This is a genomic window from Bacillus sp. CIS52, assembly GCF_053545315.1.
The window spans coordinates 1,198,737-1,222,556 of record NZ_JBIUFR010000001.1; the positions used below are offsets into that span (position 1 = coordinate 1,198,737).

20 protein-coding genes and 2 riboswitches are annotated in these 23,820 nt (G+C 45.7%); of the genes, 14 read left to right on the top strand and 6 right to left on the bottom strand.

Annotated elements, in window-relative coordinates:
• Positions 1-142: 142 nt before the first annotated feature.
• From ACH32G_RS05700 to ACH32G_RS05735, 8 genes are all read left to right on the top strand, one after another.
• Positions 143-892, top strand: coding sequence for an FRG domain-containing protein (locus ACH32G_RS05700; protein ID WP_015418548.1), 750 nt, complete (start codon positions 143-145; stop codon positions 890-892).
• Positions 885-2,066 (top strand): DUF262 domain-containing protein, encoded by a 1,182-nt coding sequence (locus ACH32G_RS05705; protein WP_255034115.1) that lies wholly within the window; start codon positions 885-887, stop codon positions 2,064-2,066. The genes ACH32G_RS05700 and ACH32G_RS05705 overlap by 8 nt, the downstream gene beginning before the upstream one ends.
• A 460-nt stretch (positions 2,067-2,526) precedes the next feature.
• A complete protein-coding gene (locus tag ACH32G_RS05710; protein WP_448814087.1) occupies positions 2,527-4,362 on the top strand; it encodes a beta-glucoside-specific PTS transporter subunit IIABC in 1,836 nt (611 codons plus the stop codon).
• A gap of 18 nt (positions 4,363-4,380) precedes the next feature.
• Complete coding sequence (locus ACH32G_RS05715; protein ID WP_448814088.1) at positions 4,381-5,778, top strand: glycoside hydrolase family 1 protein; 1,398 nt, start codon at positions 4,381-4,383, stop codon at positions 5,776-5,778.
• An 81-nt stretch (positions 5,779-5,859) separates the two neighbouring features.
• Entirely contained in the window at positions 5,860-6,306 is a 447-nt protein-coding gene (locus tag ACH32G_RS05720) for a universal stress protein (RefSeq protein WP_016937450.1), read from the top strand.
• Positions 6,307-6,453: 147 nt separating this feature from the next.
• The gene (locus ACH32G_RS05725; protein WP_448814089.1) at positions 6,454-7,365 is read left to right on the top strand and encodes a DMT family transporter; all 912 of its coding nucleotides are present in this window, start codon (positions 6,454-6,456) and stop codon (positions 7,363-7,365) included.
• 141 nt (positions 7,366-7,506) lie between these two features.
• Entirely contained in the window at positions 7,507-8,571 is a 1,065-nt protein-coding gene (locus ACH32G_RS05730) for a polysaccharide lyase family 1 protein (protein ID WP_448814090.1), read from the top strand.
• Between the two features lie 245 nt (positions 8,572-8,816).
• Positions 8,817-10,256, top strand: a complete 1,440-nt coding sequence (locus tag ACH32G_RS05735; RefSeq protein ID WP_448814091.1) for a DEAD/DEAH box helicase — start codon at positions 8,817-8,819, stop codon at positions 10,254-10,256.
• A gap of 18 nt (positions 10,257-10,274) precedes the next feature.
• Here the strand turns inward: ACH32G_RS05735 and ACH32G_RS05740 are convergent, their stop codons facing one another.
• Complete coding sequence (locus ACH32G_RS05740; RefSeq protein ID WP_448814092.1) at positions 10,275-11,561, bottom strand: MFS transporter; 1,287 nt, start codon at positions 11,559-11,561, stop codon at positions 10,275-10,277.
• Between the two features lie 171 nt (positions 11,562-11,732).
• Here ACH32G_RS05740 and licT point away from each other — a divergent pair, with 171 nt between their 5' ends.
• Positions 11,733-12,566: a BglG family transcription antiterminator LicT gene (gene licT / locus ACH32G_RS05745; protein WP_016937455.1), complete on the top strand. Its 834-nt coding sequence runs from the start codon at positions 11,733-11,735 to the stop codon at positions 12,564-12,566.
• A gap of 194 nt (positions 12,567-12,760) precedes the next feature.
• The gene (gene bglS, locus ACH32G_RS05750; RefSeq protein ID WP_016937456.1) at positions 12,761-13,492 is read left to right on the top strand and encodes a beta-glucanase; all 732 of its coding nucleotides are present in this window, start codon (positions 12,761-12,763) and stop codon (positions 13,490-13,492) included.
• Between the two features lie 41 nt (positions 13,493-13,533).
• Here the strand turns inward: bglS and citH are convergent, their stop codons facing one another.
• Positions 13,534-14,814, bottom strand: coding sequence for a citrate transporter CitH (gene citH / locus ACH32G_RS05755; protein WP_415272898.1), 1,281 nt, complete (start codon positions 14,812-14,814; stop codon positions 13,534-13,536).
• Positions 14,815-15,013: 199 nt separating this feature from the next.
• Between citH and ACH32G_RS05760 the strand changes: the two genes are divergently transcribed.
• The 3 genes from ACH32G_RS05760 (at position 15,014) to ACH32G_RS05770 (ending at position 18,394) form a co-directional block, all read left to right on the top strand.
• Entirely contained in the window at positions 15,014-17,065 is a 2,052-nt protein-coding gene (locus ACH32G_RS05760; RefSeq protein WP_016937458.1) for a catalase, read from the top strand.
• Positions 17,066-17,270: 205 nt separating this feature from the next.
• The gene (locus ACH32G_RS05765; RefSeq protein ID WP_448814093.1) at positions 17,271-17,579 is read left to right on the top strand and encodes a hypothetical protein; all 309 of its coding nucleotides are present in this window, start codon (positions 17,271-17,273) and stop codon (positions 17,577-17,579) included.
• A 140-nt stretch (positions 17,580-17,719) separates the two neighbouring features.
• The gene (locus ACH32G_RS05770; protein WP_016937460.1) at positions 17,720-18,394 is read left to right on the top strand and encodes a DUF3298 and DUF4163 domain-containing protein; all 675 of its coding nucleotides are present in this window, start codon (positions 17,720-17,722) and stop codon (positions 18,392-18,394) included.
• Between the two features lie 48 nt (positions 18,395-18,442).
• Here the strand turns inward: ACH32G_RS05770 and ACH32G_RS05775 are convergent, their stop codons facing one another.
• Positions 18,443-19,636, bottom strand: coding sequence for a NupC/NupG family nucleoside CNT transporter (locus ACH32G_RS05775; RefSeq protein WP_045925537.1), 1,194 nt, complete (start codon positions 19,634-19,636; stop codon positions 18,443-18,445).
• A gap of 139 nt (positions 19,637-19,775) precedes the next feature.
• Positions 19,776-19,876: riboswitch (purine riboswitch) on the bottom strand.
• Positions 19,877-20,238: 362 nt separating this feature from the next.
• Here ACH32G_RS05775 and ACH32G_RS05780 point away from each other — a divergent pair.
• The gene (locus tag ACH32G_RS05780; RefSeq protein ID WP_448814094.1) at positions 20,239-21,120 is read left to right on the top strand and encodes a putative RNA methyltransferase; all 882 of its coding nucleotides are present in this window, start codon (positions 20,239-20,241) and stop codon (positions 21,118-21,120) included.
• Positions 21,121-21,154: 34 nt separating this feature from the next.
• Here the strand turns inward: ACH32G_RS05780 and ACH32G_RS05785 are convergent, their stop codons facing one another.
• The 3 genes from ACH32G_RS05785 to ACH32G_RS05795 all read right to left on the bottom strand — a co-directional run bounded on the left by ACH32G_RS05785 (position 21,155) and on the right by ACH32G_RS05795 (position 23,287).
• Complete coding sequence (locus ACH32G_RS05785) at positions 21,155-22,291, bottom strand: 5-methyltetrahydropteroyltriglutamate--homocysteine S-methyltransferase (RefSeq protein WP_448814095.1); 1,137 nt, start codon at positions 22,289-22,291, stop codon at positions 21,155-21,157.
• 78 nt (positions 22,292-22,369) lie between these two features.
• A riboswitch (SAM riboswitch) is annotated at positions 22,370-22,456 on the bottom strand.
• Positions 22,457-22,540: 84 nt separating this feature from the next.
• Positions 22,541-23,017: an LURP-one-related/scramblase family protein gene (locus ACH32G_RS05790; RefSeq protein WP_047475994.1), complete on the bottom strand. Its 477-nt coding sequence runs from the start codon at positions 23,015-23,017 to the stop codon at positions 22,541-22,543.
• Between the two features lie 102 nt (positions 23,018-23,119).
• Entirely contained in the window at positions 23,120-23,287 is a 168-nt protein-coding gene (locus ACH32G_RS05795; RefSeq protein WP_003150808.1) for a hypothetical protein, read from the bottom strand.
• Between the last annotated feature and the right edge of the window lie 533 nt (positions 23,288-23,820).

The following is a 23,820-nucleotide window of genomic DNA, read 5'->3' on the forward strand; positions in this document are numbered from 1 at the left end:
TGAAGAAGAGATTTGTTTTTTATATAGTTAAACCTTTACAGATACGTAATATTCAACTAAATAAAAAAGAAAGTTAGCCGATAAGTTTATTAGACTACAACATAAAATAAATGACACGTTAAAAAATAGGAGGAAATTTATATTGTTAGATGAACCTATTGAGAGGCTAAGTCAATTTACTGAATTTGTAGAAGCGCTACCTAAAGAGTTTATTTTATCAAGAGGGCAGGAAAAAGAATACGAATTGTTACCTGGTGCCCTAAGGTTGGATAATAACAAAAAGAGGAAATATTCGAGAGGATCAATTCAATATTTTTTAAATGAGTTTAAAGTGAATTGTCACAATTATGTGAAGCAACCTATAGATATCAGAGATGACTATGAGTGGATGGTTTATGCACAACATTACGGTATCCCAACTAAATTGTTAGATTTTACTCATTCGCATGTAGTTTCTTTAATGTTTGCTGTTGAAAACTCCTTTCATGAAAATGAAGAATGTGATGCAGAAGTATGGTTTCTAAATCCTTTAGAATTGAATTATAAGTTTGCATCACGTTCAGATATAATTAATATTTCTAATGGTGAAAGAATAAATTTAGATAATTTTGATGGGCCGATAGCATTCAAAGCTAGAAAGTTAAATGAAAGAATTAACGCACAAAATGGGCTTTTTGTATATTTTCAAGATAACTGCCAACCTTTATCAGATTTGAAAGATGAAAATATAATTAGAAGATTGGTGATCAAAGGAGAGTGCAAAAAAGATATACTGTCCTCTCTTTATTCTATGGGAATAGGTTATACAACACTTTATCCAGAATTGGAATCTGTTACAAAAGATATAATAATGAAAAAGAGTATTTTAGAATATGTAAGGGATGGTGAGTAACTTGCTAGCTAAAATAAATTATAAACCTCAGGATATCGCTATAAAAGATATAATATCTATGATTACAAATGGATATAAACTTCAAAAGCTAGATAAAGAGGAAGAGCTAGATGATGAACTCAAACTTGATTATACTGATTCAATTATAATTGCCCCTGACTATCAGAGAGATTACAGAGCATCAGTTGCTGACGAAAGTTCTTTAATTGAGTCAATTCTTCTTGGTATACCAATACCACCTGTTTTTTTAGCTAATGATCGTTATGAGGGAGTTAAAGTTTTAAACGTAGTAGATGGGCAACATCGACTGAGAGCATTTCATAGGTTTAAAGAAAATCAATTTAAACTTTCAGGACTAAATATAATGGTAGAGTTAAATGGAAAAAAATTCAGTGATTGCGAATTTGAAATTAAAGAGAAAATTTTATCGCACAAACTTGCCTCTATCGTTTTTACTGATTTCCCTGGTCTTGAATTAGAATTGGAGATTTTTAGTAGATATAATAAAGGTACTAAGCCATTAACACCACAGGATATACGGCATGCTGTTTATAATTCTAAATTGAATAGTTTTGTAAATAAATTTGCTCAAAAAATGAATGATAAAAAGGTATCCAGTAAGATTCAGAGGGCCTACAATGCAACAACAGATAGGGTGAAAAAGAAGAAAATACAAGAAAATATTTTTGTGATAATGAGTATACTTGAAAATGGACTCAATACAGGATACGCAAAATCATCAGTTTATGCTGAAGAGTATATGAAACATAAATCTAAACTAGAAGTATGTAATCCACAACAATCACAAAAGGAATATGATGAGATCATAAATAGATTTAATACATTTAATGAAATAATTGAAATGATTGGAGAAAGGATTGAGCACCCCTTTTCTAAAGAAATTTATGGTGTCTCAAGCAAAGGGTATAGGTTTCAGATAACTATAGCAATGATACTTTCTGGTGTTATTCACAAAATGATTAAAGAAGGTATCTCACTATCTAGATTAAAACAAAAAGATGGAATAGATAACTTTCTAACTTATATATCTGATACTTTAAAAAATTCGTATTTAGAAGATCCTAAGTTTAACGCTTCTTCTACAAATGCTCGAGCTATGAACGAATTGATTAACGAAATGAACTTTGAATTCTTACAAGTTGTTGAAGACTAAAAGTTTAAATTGCTATGAGTCCGTAGTGATTAGAACAGCTACGGACTATTATTATAAACTGTATTTTCTTTACTACACACTAATTTATGGAAAAACTTAATATTAAATTGTTCTATAAGGATATGGAATAAATTTTTGATTACAATAGAAATAGACAAATTATTTTATAAATAAAGCATTAAATAGTAGTTGGAGCAACATTTAAATGTAAGCGTTGACACCCAATAAATCCAGTGCTAAAGTATACATATCAACCCAATATCATTCACCTAGGATTGTTACTGCAAACCGCAGGCAAAACCTAAATTGCGTCAGACAGGGGAAGACCTCCGTGTGCTGTGCAGTTTAGGTTTTTTTTATACCCTTTTTTGGAGGTGATGCTTATTTCATAATAAAAAAAGCCGGAGAAAGGCGGCCACCTTTCGTCCGGCAGTTCCCCCATTTTTAAGGAGGTATACTCATGGACTATCTTAAAATATCAAAAGAGATATTACAACTTGTCGGCGGGGAGGAGAATGTTCAGAGTGTCGTCCATTGCATGACGCGGCTTCGTTTTAATCTGTATGACAATGCGAAAGCAGATCGGGACGGGCTGGAACAGACGGAAGGCGTGATGGGGACAAATATCAGCGGCGAGCAATTTCAGATCATTATCGGCAATCATGTGCCGAAGGTGTATCAGGCTTTGATGGAGAGCAGCGGGCTCAGCAGTGAAAGCGCAAACAAAACTTCAAAGCAGAAGAAAAACGTGCTGAGCGCCGTGTTTGATGTAATTTCCGGCGTGTTTACACCGATTCTGCCGGCCATTGCCGGGGCGGGCATGATAAAAGGACTTGTCGCGTTAGCGGTGACATTCGGCTGGATGTCGGAGAAGAGCCAGACTCACAGCATTCTTACGGCTGTCGGTGACGGTGCGTTTTATTTCCTGCCGCTTTTGCTAGCGGTAAGCGCGGCGAGAAAATTCAGATGTAATCCGTACGTGGCGGCCGCTGTGGCGGGTGCGATTCTGCATCCGGATTTGACGGCCTTGCTTGGGTCTGGGAAAAGCATCTCCTTTATCGGTCTTCCTGTAACCGCTGCCACGTATTCATCGACAGTCATTCCGATTTTGCTGGCGATCTGGCTGATGTCCTATGTGGAGAAGGGAATCGACCGAATCACTCCTTCTTCTTTGAAATTGATTGCCGTTCCGATGCTTACGCTTGTGATCGTCGTGCCTGTCACACTGATCACAGTCGGCCCGCTCGGCGCGATTCTCGGAAATGATCTGTCTGTCGGCGTCAATTATTTGTTCAGTCATGCGGGGATTGCCGCAATGATTCTGCTGGCCGGCACATTTTCGCTCATCATTATGACGGGGATGCATTATGCGCTTGTGCCGATCATGATCAATAACATCTCTCAAAACGGACATGATTACATTCTGCCAGCGATGTTTTTGGCGAACATGGGGCAGGCCGGCGCGTCATTTGCGGTTTTCTTGAAATCAAAAAACAAAACCTTTAAGTCACTTGCGTTTACGACGAGCATTACGGCTTTGATGGGCATAACCGAACCTGCCATGTACGGCGTCAACATGAGATTGAAAAAACCGTTCGCGGCTGCTTTAATCGGCGGCGCGGCAGGCGGAGCTTTTTACGGTGTAACGGGCGTCGCTTCCTACATTGTCGGCGGAAACGCGGGTCTGCCGAGCATTCCGGTCTTTATCGGGCCGACGTTTCTTTACGCGCTGATCGGACTTTTTATCTCGTTTGCGGCGGGTATGGCGGCGGCACTGCTGATCGGGTTTGAAGATGTACAATCTGAACGGGACGAAGCATCTGAAACGCCGGGTGTGACGGCTGGCGGAGAAATCATTCACAGCCCGATTAAAGGCGAAGTGAAAGCATTAAGCGAAGTGAACGACAGCGTGTTTTCCGGTGGAATGATGGGAAAAGGTTTTGCGATTCTGCCTGAAGAGGGCGCGGCGGTTTCTCCCGTAGAAGGCAGGGTGACAGCCGTATTTAAAACAAAGCACGCCATCGGCATTATGAGTGCCCGGGGAGCCGAAATTCTCATTCATATCGGGCTTGATACGGTACGGCTGGATGGCAGGCATTTTGAAATGCACGTCAAAGAAGGCGATGCCGTCGCGCCGGGAGATCTGCTGATTACTTTTGATATCGAAGAGATAAAGGCTGCCGGCTTTGACATGATGACGCCGGTCATCATTACGAATACGGATCAATATTTATTTACAGACGTGAAAAAACACGGAATGGTCAAACCGAACGAAGCGCTTCTGGCGTTATCCTGAAAAAGAGGTGGAGAAAACATGAAGAGATTTCCGGAAGGTTTTTTATGGGGCGGCGCAACGGCTGCCAATCAGATTGAAGGCGCTTATAAAGAAGGCGGCAAAGGACTTTCTACGGCGGATGTCTCCCCGGACGGCATTATGTCTCCGTTTCATGAGACGGACGATGCGCTGAATCTGTATCACGACGCGATTGATTTTTATCACCGCTATCAAGAGGATATCGCCCTGTTTGCGGAGATGGGCTTTAAAGCGTTCCGCATCTCCATTGCATGGACGAGAATTTTTCCGAACGGCGATGAAACAGAACCGAACGAAGAAGGGCTGCAATTTTACGATCGTCTTTTTGACGAATTGAGAAAACATCAGATCGAACCGGTCGTCACGATTTCTCACTATGAGATGCCGCTCGGTCTGGTGAAAAATTACGGCGGCTGGCGAAACCGCCAAACGGTCGATTTCTATGAACGGTACGCCCGCACGGTTTTCACCCGTTATAAAGACAAAGTGAAATATTGGATGACCTTCAATGAAATCAATGTCGTTCTTCACGCTCCGTTCACAGGCGGCGGTCTTATATTCCGGGAAGGCGAAAATAAACAAAACACGATGTACCAAGCAGCCCACCACCAATTTGTGGCGAGCGCGCTGGCGGTAAAAGCCGGCCATGAGATCATCCCGGGTTCTCAGATCGGCTGCATGATCGCCGCGACGACGACGTATCCGATGACGCCGAAGCCGGAGGATGTATATGCGGCAATGCAAAAAGAGCGGAGCACGCTGTTCTTTTCTGATGTGCAGGCGAGGGGCAGCTATCCGGGCTACATGAAGCGCTTCTTTAAAGAAAACGGAATTACGATCGAGATGAAGGAAGGAGACGAGGCGCTCCTGAAAGAACATACGGTGGATTACATCGGCTTCAGCTACTACATGTCGATGACGGCCAGCACGGCGCCGGAGGATCTGGCGCAAGCTAAGGGAAATCTCCTCGGCGGCGTGCAAAACCCGTACCTGAAATCTTCCGAATGGGGCTGGCAGATTGATCCGAAGGGCTTGCGCATCACTTTAAACACGCTGTACGACCGTTATCAGAAACCGCTCTTTATCGTCGAAAACGGGCTCGGCGCGGTTGATGAGCCGGAGGAAGACGGAAGCATTCAGGATGAATACCGCATCGATTATCTGCGTGATCATTTAATAGAAGCAAGAGAGGCGATTGAAGACGGCGTCGACCTGATCGGCTACACGTCGTGGGGGCCGATTGACCTCGTCAGCGCCTCAACCGCTGAAATGAAAAAGCGCTACGGCTATATTTATGTCGACCGCGGCAATGACGGAAAAGGCACATTTGAAAGAAAGAAAAAGAAAAGCTTTTATTGGTATAAAGACGTCATCGCCACAAACGGAGAAAGTCTGTAAACATAATGTTCAGGAGAAAGCCGGCAAGATTGACATTCAGCAAAGAGAGGAGGACAATAAAAGCAGAAAGGCGGGATTCATATGTTTAAAAAAATTCTTGCAGCAGTAGACGGTTCAGACATGAGCAGCAAAGCTCTGGATGCAGCGATCCATCTGGCGAAAGAACAGCAGGCGGAACTCACCATTCTCTATGCGGGACGTGAAGCCGTTGTCTCCACAACAGCCTTAACCGGCATTGTCTATGTTCCGGAAAACTTCATTGAAGACATCAAACATGAAGTCGAGCAAAAAGGAGCAGCTATTCTGGAAGACGCTAAGCAGAAAGCGGCGGAAAGCGGAGTTAACGCGGAAAGCCTGTACGTTCAAGGCGAACCTGCACATCAAATTTTAAACATAGCGAAAGAACAGCATTTCAATCTGATTGTCGTCGGAAGCCGCGGAATCAGCGGATTTAAAGAAATGATGCTCGGAAGCGTGAGCCACAAAGTCTCACAATTGTCTCCTTGCCCTGTACTGATCGTTCATTAAACAGACGGCCCTGCTGATGCGGGGCTTTTTTCATGAGAAAAGACCTCCGTCTTTCGAAAAATAGGATGAAATCTTCCTCTGAATCAAGTAAAATGGCTGTTAGTATTTGTCTGAATAAACAGTCAATGATATGGGGGAAGCGAATCAATGCAAGCTAAACAAACATCACATGCCGTCATCAAAATGGTCATTTCCATGGTCATTTTCGGATCAATCGGCTTTTTCTCAGAACATACGAATGTGCCTTCAATTGAACTGGTCTTTGTGAGATGTCTGTGCGCCTCATTGTTTCTGGGCGTTTGCTGGTTTGGTTCCGGACGGTACCGCACCGAACAATGGAACCGGCGTGAGGTGCTGCAGACACTGGCCTGCGGATTTTTTCTCGTGCTGAACTGGGTGTTTTTATTTAAATCATTTGAGGAAACATCAGTGACGATAGCGATTTCCGTTTATCATTTGGCACCTGTTCTCGTTCTTCTCCTCGGGAGTCTCCTATACCGGGAAAAACTGCATCTTGTGTCCGTCAGTTCCATCGTGATTTGTTTTCTGGGCACCGCTCTGATTTCCGGCATCAACGGAAATACGTCCTTTTCTCAGCTGATGGGATCGGGTATTATTTGGGCCGTGCTGGCCGCCCTTTTTTACGCCTTTACGACACTGGCAGGGAAAGGTATCAACAGCCTCAGCCCATATGCCGTCACCTGTTTGCAGACCGGATTGGGCGTCATCATTCTTCTCCCGTTCGTCCGTTTCGGCGCTTTTTCTGATTTGTCGCAGGTGAACTGGATCATGATTGTATCGACCGGCATTATTCACACAGGAATTGTGTATTTGCTCTTTTTTGACAGCTTGCGGTTTTTATCCACCCGGTTTATTTCGATCATCGTATTTCTTGATCCGGCTGTGGCGATCGTGCTTGACACCGTGTTTACGGGATTTCGCCCCGACCTTTATCAATCTTTGGGGATTGTGATGATTTTTGCGGGGATGGCGCTGTCCTTGATTCGAAAGCATAAAGCCGTGCCGGCGGAAACTCAGGCAGACGGCACCCGTATATAGGCGGCCGTACCGGCTGCTTTTTTTATTTTGGGGCTTTTCAGCCATAACGAAAAAGCAGACAAACAGATCATGGAAAAAGAGGATAGTAATTGTATAATACTTCTTGTGTTTACAATTTAAGAGATTAAAGGAGTGAAGGGCATGAAAAAGAAGACGCGTCATCTCGCTTTCTTGGCTGCACTCGGATTTGCGCTTTGTCTGGCCATCATATGTTCCGCATCCAAGCAGGCAGAAGCGGCAGCGGCGTATCCGGATGTGATGCAAGGACTTACCGGGTTTGCGGGAAATGCGAAGGATCATAACGGAAAAGCAAAATACGCCGTATCGGGAGGCCAGGGCGGCCCCGTCGTATACGTCAACAATCTCAATGATTTGAAAAACAATGCGGGCGGGACGGACCGCAAAACCATTGTCATCACAAGTGATATTTACTCCCCGGGTAAAGCCGTTGTGACAGTCGGCGCCAATAAAACCATCGTCGGCTCTTATACCAGCCACAGGCTGACCAACATCTATCTGACAACAGGCTCCGGCTCAAACAATGTGATTTTCAAAAACCTCATTATCGGCCATAGTGCAGCCATTACGGGCAACAACGACATTCCGATGTACATAGTGAACGGACAGAATTACTGGATTGACCACGTGTGGTTTGAAGGGCACAGCTACAATCCGAACAGCCACAGCGATTTGGGAAAGCTTCTGTATGTCGGCGCCAAAGCGGATTTTGTGACGCTGTCTAATTCTAAATTCTCCGATCATCTTTACGGCCTGATTCTCGGTTATCCGAATGATGATAACGAAGGACGCAATTATATCAGCTATCCGCACATGACGATCACCAACAACTATTTTAATAACGTCTATGTCCGTTCACCGGGCCTGATGAGATACGGCTATTTTCACGCGAAAAACAACTATGTAACCAATTTCAATTTAGGGTTCACCATTCACACAAACGCGACTGTCTTCTCAGAAGCCAACTACTTCGGCAACGGAAATGAAAAAGGCGGAATGATAGACGACTACGGGACGGCCCAATTTACCGACATCGGTTCATTCCCGTCGCTCATAGCCCCGAAATCACCGCGCACCGGCTGGAATCCGAGATCAAATTACAGCTACGGCACGCTTTCAGCCCAGGACGCCAAAAACTTCGCCCAATCCTACGCGGGAGCACAAAATACAAATCTCCGCTATCCATAATACGAAAAACCGCCGGCAGCCGGTGGTTTTTTTATATGAGTCAAAGGTTAGAAGTTCCTGTACTCCCTAAAATAACCTTTAATGTCTACTTGTATTATGGATTTGTATTACAAGTGGGGTATCTGTAAAATTTAAAAAAAGAACAAGTGAAAAAGCAGTCCCCCGAATGTTCCGGCAAAACGTCAGGGTAAAGCGGCGGCGTTTCGCGTATAATGAGGGGAGCCGGACAGAGAAGGAGTTTAGTTATGAATGAGTTTAATGAATACGCGATCAGCCCCGATATCCAACGGGCGCTGAAAGGATTGCAATACACCGAGCCGACTGAAGTGCAACGGCGCGTCATCCCCGCCGCGCTGCAAAAAAAAGATCTCGTCGTCAAATCGCAGACGGGGAGCGGCAAAACAGCGGCCTTCGGCATTCCGATCTGCGAGCTTGCGGAGTGGGAGGAAAACAAACCGCAGGCCCTGATTTTAACGCCGACCCGCGAGCTTGCGGCGCAGATTAAAGAAGATATCACAAATATCGGCCGTTTTAAACGGATAAAAGCCACGGCGGTTTTTGGAAAAGCTTCTTTTGATAAACAGAAAACCGAACTGAAGCAAAAAAGCCACGTCGTTGCCGGAACGCCGGGGCGAGTGCTTGATCATATAGAAAAAGGGACGCTGCCGCTTGAACGGCTGGCGTATTTAGTGATTGACGAAGCGGACGAAATGCTGAATATGGGATTTATTGAACAGGTGGAAGCCATCATTCAGCATCTGCCGAAAAACAGAGTCACCATGCTCTTTTCAGCGACGCTGCCGGACGACGTCGAGAAGCTGAGCCGCACATATATGAAAGACCCTGAATTGATTGAAGTAAAAGCGGAAGGCCTGACGACAAAAGATATTGAGCATTTTGTCACCGGAACAGCAGAAGAGGACAAATCATCATTGCTGCGTGATATCCTGATCACCGAAAATCCGGACAGCTGCATCATATTCTGCCGGACTAAAGAAAGAGTCATCCAGTTAACCGATGAGCTGGACAGGCTGGGCTATCCTTGCGATAAAATTCACGGCGGCATGGTGCAGGAAGACCGCTTTGACGTCATGAATGAGTTCAAGCGCGGCGAGTTCCGCTATCTCGTTGCGACCGATGTTGCTGCCAGAGGAATTGATATCGAAAACATCAGCCTCGTCATCAATTATGATATTCCGCTAGAAAAAGAAAGCTATGTGCACCGCACCGGCCGGACAGGGCGCGCCGGACACCGCGGCCGGGCCATTACGTTTGTGACGCCGTTTGAAGCGCGGTTTCTGAATGACATTGAGACATATATCGGTTTCCGCATCCAAAAGCGGGAAGCACCGTCAGAAAAAGAAATAGCAGAACGGAAAGCGGCTTTTGCGGAAAAATTGAACGCCCGCCCAGACGTCAAAACAGACAGAAGCGAACAGTTAAACAAAGACATTATGAAGCTGTACTTTAACGGCGGGAAGAAAAAGAAAATCAGAGCGGTTGATTTTGTAGGAACGATCGCCAAAATTGACGGTGTGACAGCTGATGACATCGGCATTATCACAATCATGGACAACGCCTCTTACGTGGAGATTTTAAACGGAAAAGGCCCTCAAGTTCTTAAAGTGATGAAGAACACAACCGTCAAAGGGAAAAAGCTGAAGGTGAATAAAGCGAATAAATGATGAATGACCTGCTCCCAGTTAAAGGGGCAGGTCATTTTGCTGCTGGCTGATATCAGCACTGTTCTCTTCCGGCACAAATGCAAGGATAGCGATGCCGATCACAAATAATAAAATCAGGCTGAACACGGCGGCTGACGAATTCCCGGTCAGCTGGGAGGTCACGGCAATCAAAAGCGGGCCGATAATCGAAGCGAACTTGCCGAAGATATTATAAAAGCCGAAAAACTCATTGGCGTGCTGTTTGGGGACAAGCTTGGCAAAGTAAGAGCGGCTCAGCGCCTGAATACCGCCTTGGGAAGTGGCGACAAGCATAGCCAAAACCCAGAAATCAAAAGCGGAATCCATAAAATAAGCATACGTGCAGACAATCATATACACGCCGATCCCGGCATAAAGCATCGTTTTTCCCTTAAACCGTTCGGCCAGCCGCCCGTACAAAATCGAAAAAGGCGCGGCGATAACCTGTGTGACAAATAAAATAATCAGCAGATTTGCCGCGCTGATTCCGAGGTCTGCCCCGTATGACGTCGACATCGTAATGATGGTGCCGACCCCGTCGATGTAGAAGAAATAGGCGAGCAGAAACAAAAACAGCGCCCGGTACTTCCTGATCTGCTTCAGCGTGCCGGCCAGCCGTTTAAAACTGCTGACGACAAGCCGCGGCTCTCTCTCGATATAATAGCGCTGGCGGACGCGGCGAAGGAGCGGGATCGAAAACAGTCCCCACCAAGCAGCCGTAATCAAAAAGGCAATGCGGCCCGCAGTCTGGGCGGACAGCGGAAGCACCCCCGCTTGTGCTGACAGAATGACGGCAATGCTGAGGAGAAAAGGGATCGTGCTGCCGATATAGCCCAGCCCAAACCCCCTGGCCGACACCATATTCATCCGCTCCTTTGCGGCCACATCAACGAGAAACGCATCATAAAACACATTAGAGCCGGCAAAGCCGATCGTGGAAATCGTATAACAAATTAATAACAGCACCCAAGATTCACCGGGAATCAAAGCCAGCGCGGCGGTGCCCGCCACACCAATCAGAAAAAAGAAGGCAAAAAACCGTTTCTTGCATCCTTTGTAGTCGGCAATCGTTCCTAAGACGGGGCCGAGCATCGCCAAAATAAAAGTCGCGGCGGCAATCGTATACCCTAAATAAGCGGTGGAATCCGCCGCGCTGACGCCGTTTTCCGCCGCGGCTGCTTTAAAAAACAGGGGAAATACCGCCGTCATAATAATGACCGAATAAGCTGAATTGGCCCAATCATACAGCATCCAGCTGCTTTCTTCTTTCGAAAACCGTTTCATCACACACGCTCCTTCTCAAAAACCGGTTCTCTGCATTATATGCGCCTCATCCGCATCGTTGGACAAAGATTTCTGCATCCTGTTTTCTGATTGACCTAGAGATATTGACCTAGTTCAAAAAGGATGTACAATCAAGGTGTGGCAGGTAAATGGTCAGGCGGGAGGGAGACGGAATTGAAGATTGCGAAAGTCATTAATAATAATGTCGTCAGTGTGCTCAAAGAAGGCAATCAGGAATTGGTCATCATGGGCCGGGGCATTGCTTTTCAAAAGAAAACGGGAGACCCTGTAGATGAAGCCCGCATTGAGAAAGTATTCACCCTCGATAACAGAGATGTATCCGAAAAGTTCAAAACCCTTTTGTATGATATCCCGATCGAGTGTATGGAAGTATCCGAAGAGATTATCAGCTATGCGAAATTACGGCTCGGCAAAAAGCTCAACGACAGCATTTATGTGTCGCTGACCGACCATATTAACTTTGCCATCCAGCGCAATAAGAAAGGGCTGGATATCAAAAATGCCTTGCTGTGGGAAACAAAAAGGCTCTACAAAGACGAATTTGCAATCGGAAAAGAATCGCTGATCATGGTAAAAAACAAGACTGGCGTGTCTCTGCCGGAGGATGAAGCAGGCTTTATTGCGCTGCATATTGTAAATGCCGAGCTGAATGAGGAGATGCCCAATATCATCAGCATTACAAAAGTCATGCAAGAAATTTTGAGTATCGTAAAATACCATTTTAAGATTGAATTCAATGAAGAATCGCTTCACTATTATCGGTTTGTCACGCATTTAAAATTTTTCGCACAGCGTCTTTTTAACGGCACGCACATGGAAAGCCGGGACGATTTTTTGCTGGAGACAGTGAAAGAAAAATACCACCGGGCGTATGAATGCACGAAGAAAATCCAAACCTGCATTGAGAGAGAGTATGAGCACAAGCTCACCAGTGACGAGCTGCTGTATTTAACGATTCATATAGAAAGGGTAGTCAAACAAGCATAATGAGAGCGTTATTATTTATTCATTTTACATATGAGCCTAAATTACAATGAGTGCGGATTATCTCTTACTGTGCTAATGTAATTTAGGTTTTTTAAGATTGATTATTATCATTATTCTGACCGATGTTCCCTTTAAAAGAATGATGTATGATCAGAAGAGAAAACGCTTTCGAATAAAGGGAGGGGAATGCCGACATGCCTTATCGTATGAAACGGGTGCTGCTGCTTCTTGTCACTGGATTGTTTTTGAGTTTGTGTGCGGTCACTTCTAGTGCTTCGGCTCAAACAGGCGGATCGTTTTTTGAACCTTTTAACAGCTATAACTCCGGATTATGGCAAAAAGCAAATGGTTACTCGAATGGAGATATGTTTAACTGCACTTGGCGTGCAAATAACGTATCCGTGACGTCATCAGGTGAAATGCGTTTGGCGCTGACAAGTCCGTCTTATAATAAGTTTGACTGCGGGGAAAACCGTTCGGCTCAAACATATGGCTATGGACTTTATGAAGTCAGAATGAAACCGGCTAAAAACACAGGGATTGTTTCATCGTTCTTTACTTATACAGGTCCAACGGATGGGACTCCTTGGGATGAGATTGATATCGAGTTTTTAGGAAAAGACACAACAAAGGTTCAATTTAACTATTATACAAATGGCGCGGGAAACCATGAGAAGCTGGCGGATCTCGGATTTGATGCAGCCAATGCCTATCATACGTATGCGTTCGATTGGCAGCCAAACTCTATTAAATGGTATGTCGATGGGCAATTAAAACATACTGCGACAACCCAAATTCCGTCAGCGCCGGGGAAAATCATGATGAATTTGTGGAATGGTACGGGTGTTGATGACTGGCTCGGTTCCTACAATGGCGTAAATCCGCTATACGCACATTACGACTGGGTGCGTTATACAAAAAAATAATGTATAGAAAAGGATTTCCGTCAGCGGAAATCCTTTTCTGATTAAAACGAAATAATCCCAATCAAAAGCGCCGCAATCGTCATCACAATTGTTGTCCCCACGGCCCATTTAATGGTGAATTTTTGGTGATCGCCAAAGCTGACGCCCGCCATTCCGACCAATAGATAGGTGGAAGGCACAAGCGGGCTGAGCAGATGCACCGGCTGGCCCAGCAAGGAGGCCCTTCCGATTTCAGCGGCGTCTATTCCGTAAGCGGAAGCGGCTTCGGCGATGATGGGAAGGACACCGAAGTAAAAGGCGTCATTCGACATGAAAAAGGTGAACGGCATACTGACGATGGCTGTGATTAGCGGCAGGTGCGGACCCATGGCATCAGGAATGAGTGAAACGAGAGAATGCGCCATCGCATCCACCATTTTTGTGCCGGAGAGAATGCCTGTGAATATGCCGGCCGCAAATACCATGGACACAACGTTTAACGCGTTTCCCGCATGCGCCGAGATCCGTTTCTGCTGCTCTTTGACATTTGGATAGTTGACCATCAAGGCGATGGCGAACGCGGTCATAAAAAGAACAGGAAGCGGGAGCAGGCCGGTGATCAGCGCGGACATCAGTGCGACAGTCAGCAGCAGGTTAAACCATTGGAGAGCGGGACGCTTGAGCGGCGTCGCATCCGGATCGGAGGACGGCGCGTGATCAAGCGAAATGACGCCGAGCCGCTTCCGTTCTTTCTTTCCGAGGAGATAAGCAACGGCGATCACCCAAAGAATGCCGGCAATCATGGCGGGAATCAGCGGAGTGAAGACCTCTGACGTGTCCAATTTCAAGGAAGCCAAAACCCTCGCCGTCGGTCCGCCCCACGGAATAATATTCATGACCCCTGAACCGAGCATCGCAATTCCGGCTAATACCAAACGGTTCATGCCGAGCCGTTTATAAAGAGGCAGCATCGCCGCAATCGTAATCATATAGGTCGTTGTCCCGTCTCCGTCGAGCGAAATGGTCATCGTCAGGACCGCTGTGCCGACGGCGATCTTTAACGGATCTCCTTTGACAAATGATAAAATTTTGGCAATGAGAGGGTCAAACAGACCTGAGTCAATCATAATGCCGAAATAAAGGATGGCGAATAACAGCATGATACCGGTAGGAGCGAGGTCTGTCACGCCCTGAATCATCATCCCGCCGAGATCTTTGCCGAATCCGCTGATCAGGGCAAACACAACAGGAACGACAATCAAGGCAATAAGAGCGGAAAGCCGGTTAGACATAATAAGGTACATAAAGACAATGATCATCACAAAACCGAGTATGGCAAGCACGATAGGACCTCCCTTTTTCAACGGCTGTTTTGGTAAGCGCTTCCATGTTTTCTTTCTGTCACGAAGGCTTATTTCAAATGTGTATGACCGCATATTTATATATAGACCTAAAATCCTATTGAGCCGATCAGCAGTTTATATAGGGAACACCGCGGGTAAATGTGCTGTAGAATGTTTCGTTTTAAAAGGGGGAACTGACATGAGTGATGATCAAAACAAACGAGTAAATGAGCACTCAAAAGACGAGCAGCTTGAGCAGTACAGGTCTGATAACAGCGGGAAGAAAATGACGACCAATCAGGGACTTCGTGTGTCTGAGGATGAGCATTCTTTAAAAGCGGGTGTCCGCGGCCCTACGCTGATGGAGGATTTTCATTTTCGTGAAAAAATGACGCATTTTGACCACGAGCGGATTCCGGAGCGGGTCGTTCATGCCCGCGGATACGGCGTTCATGGGCATTTTCAGGTGTACGAACCGATGACGGAATATACACGGGCGAAATTTTTACAGGATCCGTCTGTCAAAACACCTGTCTTCGTCCGTTTCTCAACAGTCGCGGGCTCCAAAGGGTCAGGCGACACAGTCCGTGACGCCAGAGGATTCGCGACTAAGTTTTATACCGAAGAAGGGAATTACGATCTCGTCGGAAACAATATTCCGGTATTCTTCATTCAGGACGCGATCAAGTTCCCGGATCTCGTCCATGCCTTTAAACCGGAACCGCACAATGAAATGCCGCAGGCAGCGACGGCTCATGATACGTTCTGGGATTTTGTCGCCAACAATCCTGAATCCGCGCACATGGTCATGTGGACGATGTCTGACCGCGGCATCCCGCGAAGCTACCGGATGATGGAGGGCTTCGGCGTGCATACATTCCGTTTCGTCAACGAGAAAGGAAAAGCGCGTTTCGTGAAATTCCACTGGAAGCCGGTTCTCGGCGTGCATTCTCTCGTATGGGATGAGGCGCAGAAAATTGCCGGGAAAGATCCCGATTTCCATCGCCGCGACCTGTGGGAGACCATTGAAAACGGCGGCAAAGTCGAGTATGAGCTCGGTGTTCAGATGATTGACGAAGAAGATGAATTTAAATTTGACTTCGATATCCTTGATCCGACGAAGCTTTGGCCGGAGGAGCTGGTTCCCGTCAAGCTGATCGGAAAAATGACCCTCGACCGCAATCAGGACAATGTCTTTGCGGAAACGGAGCAGGTCGCATTCCACCCGGGAAATGTCGTGCCGGGCATTGATTTCACCAATGACCCGCTCCTGCAGGGACGGCTTTTCTCTTATACGGATACACAGCTCATCCGTCTTGGCGGACCGAATTTTCACGAGATTCCGATCAACCGGCCGGTCTGCCCGTTCCATAACAACCAATACGACGGCTACCACCGGATGACGATTAATAAGGGCCCTGTCGCCTATCATAAAAACTCTCTGCAGAACAATGATCCGTCGCCGGCCTCAGAAGAAGAAGGAGGATACGTTCATTATCAGGAAAAAGTAGAAGGCAGAAAAATCCGCCAGCGCAGTGAGAGCTTCAATGACTATTTTTCTCAGGCGAAGATGTTCTGGAACAGCATGTCTCCCGCCGAGAAAGAACATATCATCTCCGCGTTCAGTTTTGAGGTAGGAAAAGTGAAAAGCAAGGATGTGCAGCAGCAGGTGATTGATGTCTTCAGTCACGTCGACGCTGATCTTGCCGAGCGCGTTGCGAAAGGAATCGGCGTGAACCCGCCGCCAAAGGACCGTGAATCTGATGAAACTTTCACTTCTCCGGCCTTAAGCCAGGAAAATACGGTAAAGACGGCAGCCACAAGGCAGGTCGCGGTTTTAGCCGATCACGGGTTTGCCGATGAGGAAGTCAAACAAGTGCTTGACGCATGCAAACAGGCGGGAGTCAGAGCCGATATCATCAGTCCTGTGCTTGGAACGATCAAGGGAGAAAACGGCACGGAGCTCGAAGCGTCAGCCACTTTCCTGACAGCGGATTCCGTCCTGTATGACGCTGTTTTCATTCCGGGCGGACAACAAAGCACTGACAGCCTCAAAGCCAAAAAATCGGCTAAAGATTTCGTCAGTGAAGCCTTCAGCCATTACAAAGCGATCGGCGCCTCCGGTGAAGGAAAAGAACTTCTCGCCCTCGCCGCCGGAACCGAAAACGGCCCCGGCCTTGTTCCGGACGGAAACTGCGAACAATTTCTGAAAGCCGTGGCAGCGCATCGGCATTGGGACAGGAAAATATAAGAATGAAAAAGCGCCTTTTTATGAGAGGGGCGCTTTTTTTCTTGTGAAAGTGAACGATCGGAACGAAGCATTAATATTGGAAGAAAACGAAAATCGCTTCCGTGCACATCCGCACCTTCCGCTGTGAAATAATATGTTTCACCCTCTTTGGTTTACTTCCGCTCTGTGTTTGTGTATCTTAGGGATAGATTTTCTGGAGGAGCGAATGATAGTGAAGCCGTTTACCGAAAAACAACTCGAAGAATATTACCGGCGTGACGAAAACATGATGATTTTGGTGTTTGCCCAATGGTGCGTCAATCATGATCTTGATCCGATGGCGATTTACAGCAGGGCCTATCCCGGACAGCCTTTAAACGAAGAGCTGCGAAAAATGGCTGAAGAGCTTGTCGTGCCGAAGGAGGAATCAGAACCGATTCCTGATCAAACCGTCATCGGCGTTTTGGAGATGTTCGGCAACTCCGATCTGGCGGAAGCCGTTTATGAAGCCATTGCGCAAAGACCTTCACGGTAAAAGAGGCATGGATGATCCATGTCTCTTTTTTATGGAGAAAATGTGAGGGAAGGCCCAGAAACAATTTCCTGATCTGCGCTGTCTATAGTGTGTAACCCGTTTTCAAAAAGGGAACGGGTAAATGAAAAGGAGGAGTTGTGATGAAAAAGACATTCAAAATGATGGCGGCCGTGCTTTTGGCAGTGCTGACAGCCGCGCCGTTCGGAGGTTTCGCCCCTTCAGCCGAAGCTGCACAAACCGCCAAGCCCGTTGTCAAAAGCCATACGTATAAGCATGTAAAGCAGCTGACATACCCTGAGGTCACAAATACGGGAAACGCATCTTTTGAAAAGAAAATCAATCAGGACTTCAAACGCTATATTGAAAACTCGTACAAAGAATATGTGAAAAACAAACAAGACGGTGAGAAACAAGGCTATAAAGCGGAATACCAAGCAGACTTCAAGGTGAAGTATAATCAAGGCGGCAAGCTCAGCATTCTGACGGAAAACTACATTTACACAGGCGGCGCACACGGGCTGACATCCGTTCAGACCTTTAATTACGACCTGGCCGCAAAAAAACGGGTCACACTCCATGATGTGCTGAATACGAAAACGAAAGGTAACAAAACGAGAGACTATCTTTACGGCTACATCAAGAAACATGACGATCTGTTCGATCAGGACGTCAAAAAACAGGAGATCATCCTGAACAACGAAAGACCTTTCTTCTTTACGAAAAACGGCATTGCCGTTGTGTTCGGACAATACGATCTCGGGCCGTATGCGGCAGGAATCCGGGATGTTTTCGTGCCTGCATCCGTCTATCAATAAAAAAAAAGCGATATCGCTCCAAAACGGAGCGGTATCGCTTTTTTTCTTTTACCAGACAAACAATCCGACAATCGCCGCGCTCAATAAGGAAACGGCAATTCCGCTGACAAGCAGCTTCCAGACATTTTTCCCGATGATGGCTGATTTTTCACCATCAAGCAGAGATTGATAAGATCCGTAGATCATACCGATGGTGCTGAAGTTTGCGAATGATGTCAGGAATGTCGTCGCAACGGCAATCGTGTGCGGCGGAAGTGATTTCAGCTGCCCTTTCAGATCGGCCATTGCCACAAATTCATTCGTCGCGAGCTTGATGCCCATCAGCTGTGCGACATACATCGCGTCATGTACGCCTAATCCGAGAAGGAAGGCAAACGGACTGAAGATGTATGAGAAAATCTTTTGAATGGTCAAACCGTGCACGAACAGTCCGAGCACGCCGTTTAATGCGGCGGTTAACGCCACATATCCGATCACCATTGCTAAGATGACAATGACCATGTTCATGCCGACAAGCATACTGTTAGAAATCGTGGAGAAGAAGTCCTTTTTCTCCGCTTTTGAAGGTACGTAAATGATATCGTCCTCTTTAGAAACGTCCACGGGATTCAGCATATTTGCGATTAAAAGCGCGTTTAAGCAATTCAGCGGGATGGCTGTAAACACATAAGTGGACGGAACCATCGTCAAGTACGATCCGATGATCGAGCCGCTGATGCTGCTCATACTCATCAGCCCGAATGTCAGAAGCCGATTGTTGTTGACGGCGGCAAGCTGCTGGCGGATGACGGCTAGGGCTTCCGTATTTCCTAAAAACATCATCTGAATGGAGAAAAAGCTCTCCAGCTTCGGCAGACGGGATATTTTAGAAATCAGCCAGCCGATTTTATCAATGAGCCACGGCAGAATACCGAAATACGACAGCATATCAAAGAAGGTCACGACGAAGATAATCGGCAGCAATGCGCTGAAGAAAAAATCAACCGTCGGATTGGCCATGACAGACGGAAAAGCGAACGCAATCCCTTGACTGGCGCAGGAAATCAGCCATGTAAAGAACGCGCCGATCTTCCCGATGACAAAGCCGCCGACTTTTGTCCCTAACATAAACCAAGTAATCAGAAACTCAAAGACGAGGAGCATGACAATCGGGCGCCATTTAATCTTCTTCTTGTTGGGAGAGCATAAGAAAACAACAGCCATGACAACAATGAGACCGACAATGTTCAATAAAAAGTACATGTGAGCAACTCCTATAAGGGTATTATGGAAATAAAAAAAGCTCTTATTCGTCACAAATTCCTGAAAGCCAGAAAGTGTGATAAATAAGAGCCAAAAGAAAAGAATAGACTGACAGCATCATATGCTTTTCACTCGTTCAAATTTATGCAAACTTTCTTGTAGTCTAGTCTTTTACGGCACTAGGTAGAAACAATCAGACCATATTACTGATCATATACAAGAATAACGATATTACATGAGATAGCAGTATTTTATCGTTTCAATTTTTGAAAATCAACCTTTTTAGATATTTTCAAAATAATAAATTTATATTATAAATAAAGAAAATAAAGGATGCGCATAAGTAATTGGATAATAAAGGATAAAAAGCCCCCGAAAAACAGTTCCGGTTCATTGTAAAGACGGGATGCAGCTGATAAAATGGATCTGAGGGCACCGCCTTCAAAAGGCGGCAGAAAAGGGGTCATTTTCGTGATCATCCAGTTCATTCGTTACAGATAATGAGAGGTATAGATAAATAGGTTAAACCTTCCAATTTGGCAAGGTTTATTTGTCTATGCCTTTTTCATTTCATCAAAATAACGAATGAATGAGGTGTTTTTTTGGCGTCGATGAAAAGAAAACGCGCTGAATTACTGCAATCATGCCAGTCCGTATTCAGGTGTCCGCTATGCCGCACGGCCATGGCGGTCTCACAAAATCAAAGCTTGATATGCGGAAACGGGCATACATTTGATATATCAAAACAAGGATATGTGAATTTCCTCAATAAAGCGGTCAACACACGCTATGACAGGCATCTGTTCGAAGCGAGACGCGAGCTTTTTGACAGCCGGGAGTTTTTTGCGCCGGTTCAAAAAGAGATCGCCGCCATCATCAGCCGCACTCAATCTCCGCAAAAACAGGCGGCGGTATTGGATGCGGGATGCGGAGAGGGCTCCCATTTAGCCGCAGTATGCCGATTGCTGCAGCCCGCTTTTTCTGTGACGGGAATCGGTATTGATATCTCGAAAGAAGGTGTGCTGCATGCGGCAAAGGCCTTCGGGGAACAAATGGTTTTTGCCGTCGCTGATGTGGCGGGTGCGCCGTTTGCCGACAGCTGTTTTGATGTCGTGATGTCTGTTTTATCGCCTTGGAATTACAAGGAATGCAGCAGGCTTTTACGAAAGGGCGGCACAGTCATTAAAGCGGTGCCGCGGCGTGATTATTTGAAGGAAGTAAGGGAATTCTTTTTCGGAGACAGTCCCCGGCGGAATGACACCGCCGATTCAGCGGCCTGCCGTTTCCAAGCGGGCTTTCAAACCTTTGATCGTAAACGGCTGCGTTACACGAAGACGTTATCGCAGCCTGATCTTGAACGGCTTGTGAAAATGACGCCCCTGACATGGAAATGCACTGAAGAAAGCATTCAGCGGTTTATCGGCCGGAAAGCGGCTGATATCACGATAGATATTGAAATTTTAATCGGGACCGATCCGCTGTAAAACGGAAAAGACACGCGATTAGCGTGTCTTTTTTTTATTTCCAGACTTCACCGGCAATATCGACGACATGGCGCAGTTTTGCCCATTGCTGTTCTTCTGTGATCAGATTTCCTTCCTCAGTGGAAGCGAATCCGCATTGCGGGCTGAGGCAAAGCTGATCCAGGCTGACATATTGTGAAGCTTCTTCAATCCGGCGTTTAATCGCGTCCTTGTCTTCAAGTTCGCCATGTTTTGATGTAATCAATCCGAGCACAAGCTGGAGATCAGAGCGCTTGACATAACGGAGCGGTTCAAAGCCGCCGGAGCGGGAATCATCATATTCCAGGAACAATCCGTCAAGGTCAAGCCCGTCAAAAATCGTTTCAGCCGCTGCATCATAGCCGCCTTCAGCCGTCCATGTGGACTGGAAGTTGCCGCGGCAGATATGCATCGTAACCTTCAAGTCGGCAGGACGATCCTTAATCGCGTCATTAATAGAAGCTGCGAACAGCCTGCGCAGCTCATCCGGCGTCGTTCCGAATGCTTCAATCTGACGAAGCCCCGCTTCAGATAAGAAAACGGCCCATGCGGTGTCATCGAGCTGAAGATAGCGGCACCCGGCGTCATAGAAAGCTTGAATCGCTTTTTTATACGCCTTTGATACATCATGCTGAAATTGTTTGTAATCATTCTGATATGCCGCTTTTTCCAATTTTCCGCGGAAAAACAGCATATTCGGGCTTGGAATCGTCATTTTTGGAACAGCATCGCCAGCAATGCTGTGAAGAAATTTATAATCTTCGAGCATCGGATGCTGAGAAAAATCAATATCTCCCGTTACTTTAATGCCGCGCGCTTTCGTCTGTACATTGTGAAACTGAATGCCGCTATCTGGCGTAAACGCTTCGACGCCGTCTAAGTTTTCGAGAAAATCAAAATGCCACCAGGCCCGGCGGAATTCGCCGTCAGTCACGACATTGAGACCGGTCTCTTTCTGCTTTTTCACGCTGCGGATGATTTCTTGGTTTTCGATTTCGCGCAGCTGTTCTGCCGAAATCTCACCCGCCGCTCTTTGCAGGCGGGCTTGCTTCACAGCCGCCGGCCGGAGCAGGCTTCCGACCTGATCCGCGCGAAACGGCGGGTTTTTTCTAAGAAGAGTGTGCAATGATTGTTCTGTGTTTTGCTGTGACATGAACGATTCCTTCTTTCCTCAATGAAATATAAAAAGCTCTTCCCTTGGATAGGGAAGAGCTTGCGTCCGCAAATCTCAACCTTATCTTCAGGATTTAGCACCATTCTGCTGAACAGCGGTTGCCGGGTATCATAGGGCCAGTCCCTCCACCTCTCTTGATAAGGAAATATGCTATTTTTCAGAATAAACTGTAATACTCTTAATCTTAGTATATTATCTTATATTGTCAATATATTTCGATAAATATTTTTATTTATCACCCTCAAATAGAATCATATCTATCACGATTGCGATCGCAAGACAAAGAACAATATCCTCTTCATTTTCAATCTCCAAATGATAAGAATCGCCCCAGCTCATCCAAGATTTGGTGACGGTCATCCGGTTTGATTTCCCGTCTGTCACTTGAAAATTCCGTCCCCACACATCGCCGGTAATATCCCAGCCGACTCCGGAAATTTCAAATTTCGGTTTGAAAAACGTCATTTTCTTGATGACTTGGCATACAGGCTTGCCGCCGACGGAAATTTCGTAACGGGGAACGAGCGACATCAGTTTCTGACTGACACTGGCGAGCGTGCGGCCGTCCAAATCAGACAGCTTCAGTTCGTCACCGAAAGAAAACAGCTTTCCCTCCACATTGAAGACTTCTTTACCGCTTTCAAGAAACACTTGAAAGCGATTCTTAAACGTAAACATCCGCTCTTTGATATAAAAATGATACATAAAAAAACTCCTTTTTTATGTTGTACGTAAAAAGGAGACGGATGGTTTCATATTGGAGGAGTGCACAAAAAAAGGCTGCCGATTTTGCGGCAGCTGTCGTTTTTATGATAGCGGCATCCGGCGTTTCTGACGGATCGCATTTAAATCAATGATGTTATTCGTGTCGGCAGCTGTCACCAGCGGGCTTGTCTTTGGCGTTTTCCGGCGGTTGTCCTTACTGAAAGAGAAAACCAGGTATCCTGTCAAAGCAGCAAAAATAAGTAGCATCATTTTACATACCTCCCAAAAAAAGTTTTGGTATTATTATTGTACGAAAAAACAAACGAAAAGTATTCAAACAATTGTCACTTTTTTAAAAAATAAAGACATTTTCCGTAAAAATGACTATGATCTGCGGTTGATTTTGCTCTTGTTGTGGTTCTATAGATTGTATCGGCTGCTGAGTGATTATCGTTTATATAACTTTTTCACTATTTTTTGACAGTGCCGAATTAACTAATACATTGTTTTCGTTTGCCTTGTGTTATTCAGTACCCTAAAAAATCCTGCGATATGCAAAATAACTGCTTCTAACGGAAGATTATGATTTGATAGCGCTTTCCTTATTTTTTGTAAGAAAACGAGATGTTATCTTACAAAAAATCGTCTGAACATTTTTCGCAGCTTTTTAAAAGGGTTCGATTTCGTCTCCAGAACGCGGGGGTCTTTTAAGGTTTTTTTCAATTCTCTTGCTACAGTGCCTCTTGCCATAGTCTTCACTCCTTCCTTCCAATTCATACCTTATATACGGAAAGAAAGAAGGA

What these genes read in the sequence shown, in the direction of transcription:
- ACH32G_RS05710 (WP_448814087.1), top strand. Translation starts at nt 2,527, where the DNA reads ATGGACTATCTTAAAATATCAAAAGAGATATTACAACTTGTCGGCGGG.
- ACH32G_RS05715 (WP_448814088.1), top strand. Translation starts at nt 4,381, where the DNA reads ATGAAGAGATTTCCGGAAGGTTTTTTATGGGGCGGCGCAACGGCTGCC.
- ACH32G_RS05720 (WP_016937450.1), top strand. Translation starts at nt 5,860, where the DNA reads ATGTTTAAAAAAATTCTTGCAGCAGTAGACGGTTCAGACATGAGCAGC.
- ACH32G_RS05725 (WP_448814089.1), top strand. Translation starts at nt 6,454, where the DNA reads ATGCAAGCTAAACAAACATCACATGCCGTCATCAAAATGGTCATTTCC.
- ACH32G_RS05730 (WP_448814090.1), top strand. Translation starts at nt 7,507, where the DNA reads ATGAAAAAGAAGACGCGTCATCTCGCTTTCTTGGCTGCACTCGGATTT.
- ACH32G_RS05735 (WP_448814091.1), top strand. Translation starts at nt 8,817, where the DNA reads ATGAATGAGTTTAATGAATACGCGATCAGCCCCGATATCCAACGGGCG.
- bglS (WP_016937456.1), top strand. Translation starts at nt 12,761, where the DNA reads ATGCCTTATCGTATGAAACGGGTGCTGCTGCTTCTTGTCACTGGATTG.
- ACH32G_RS05760 (WP_016937458.1), top strand. Translation starts at nt 15,014, where the DNA reads ATGAGTGATGATCAAAACAAACGAGTAAATGAGCACTCAAAAGACGAG.
- ACH32G_RS05765 (WP_448814093.1), top strand. Translation starts at nt 17,271, where the DNA reads ATGATAGTGAAGCCGTTTACCGAAAAACAACTCGAAGAATATTACCGG.
- ACH32G_RS05770 (WP_016937460.1), top strand. Translation starts at nt 17,720, where the DNA reads ATGAAAAAGACATTCAAAATGATGGCGGCCGTGCTTTTGGCAGTGCTG.
- ACH32G_RS05775 (WP_045925537.1), bottom strand. Translation starts at nt 19,636, where the DNA reads ATGTACTTTTTATTGAACATTGTCGGTCTCATTGTTGTCATGGCTGTT.
- ACH32G_RS05785 (WP_448814095.1), bottom strand. Translation starts at nt 22,291, where the DNA reads ATGTCACAGCAAAACACAGAACAATCATTGCACACTCTTCTTAGAAAA.
- ACH32G_RS05790 (WP_047475994.1), bottom strand. Translation starts at nt 23,017, where the DNA reads ATGTATCATTTTTATATCAAAGAGCGGATGTTTACGTTTAAGAATCGC.
- ACH32G_RS05795 (WP_003150808.1), bottom strand. Translation starts at nt 23,287, where the DNA reads ATGATGCTACTTATTTTTGCTGCTTTGACAGGATACCTGGTTTTCTCT.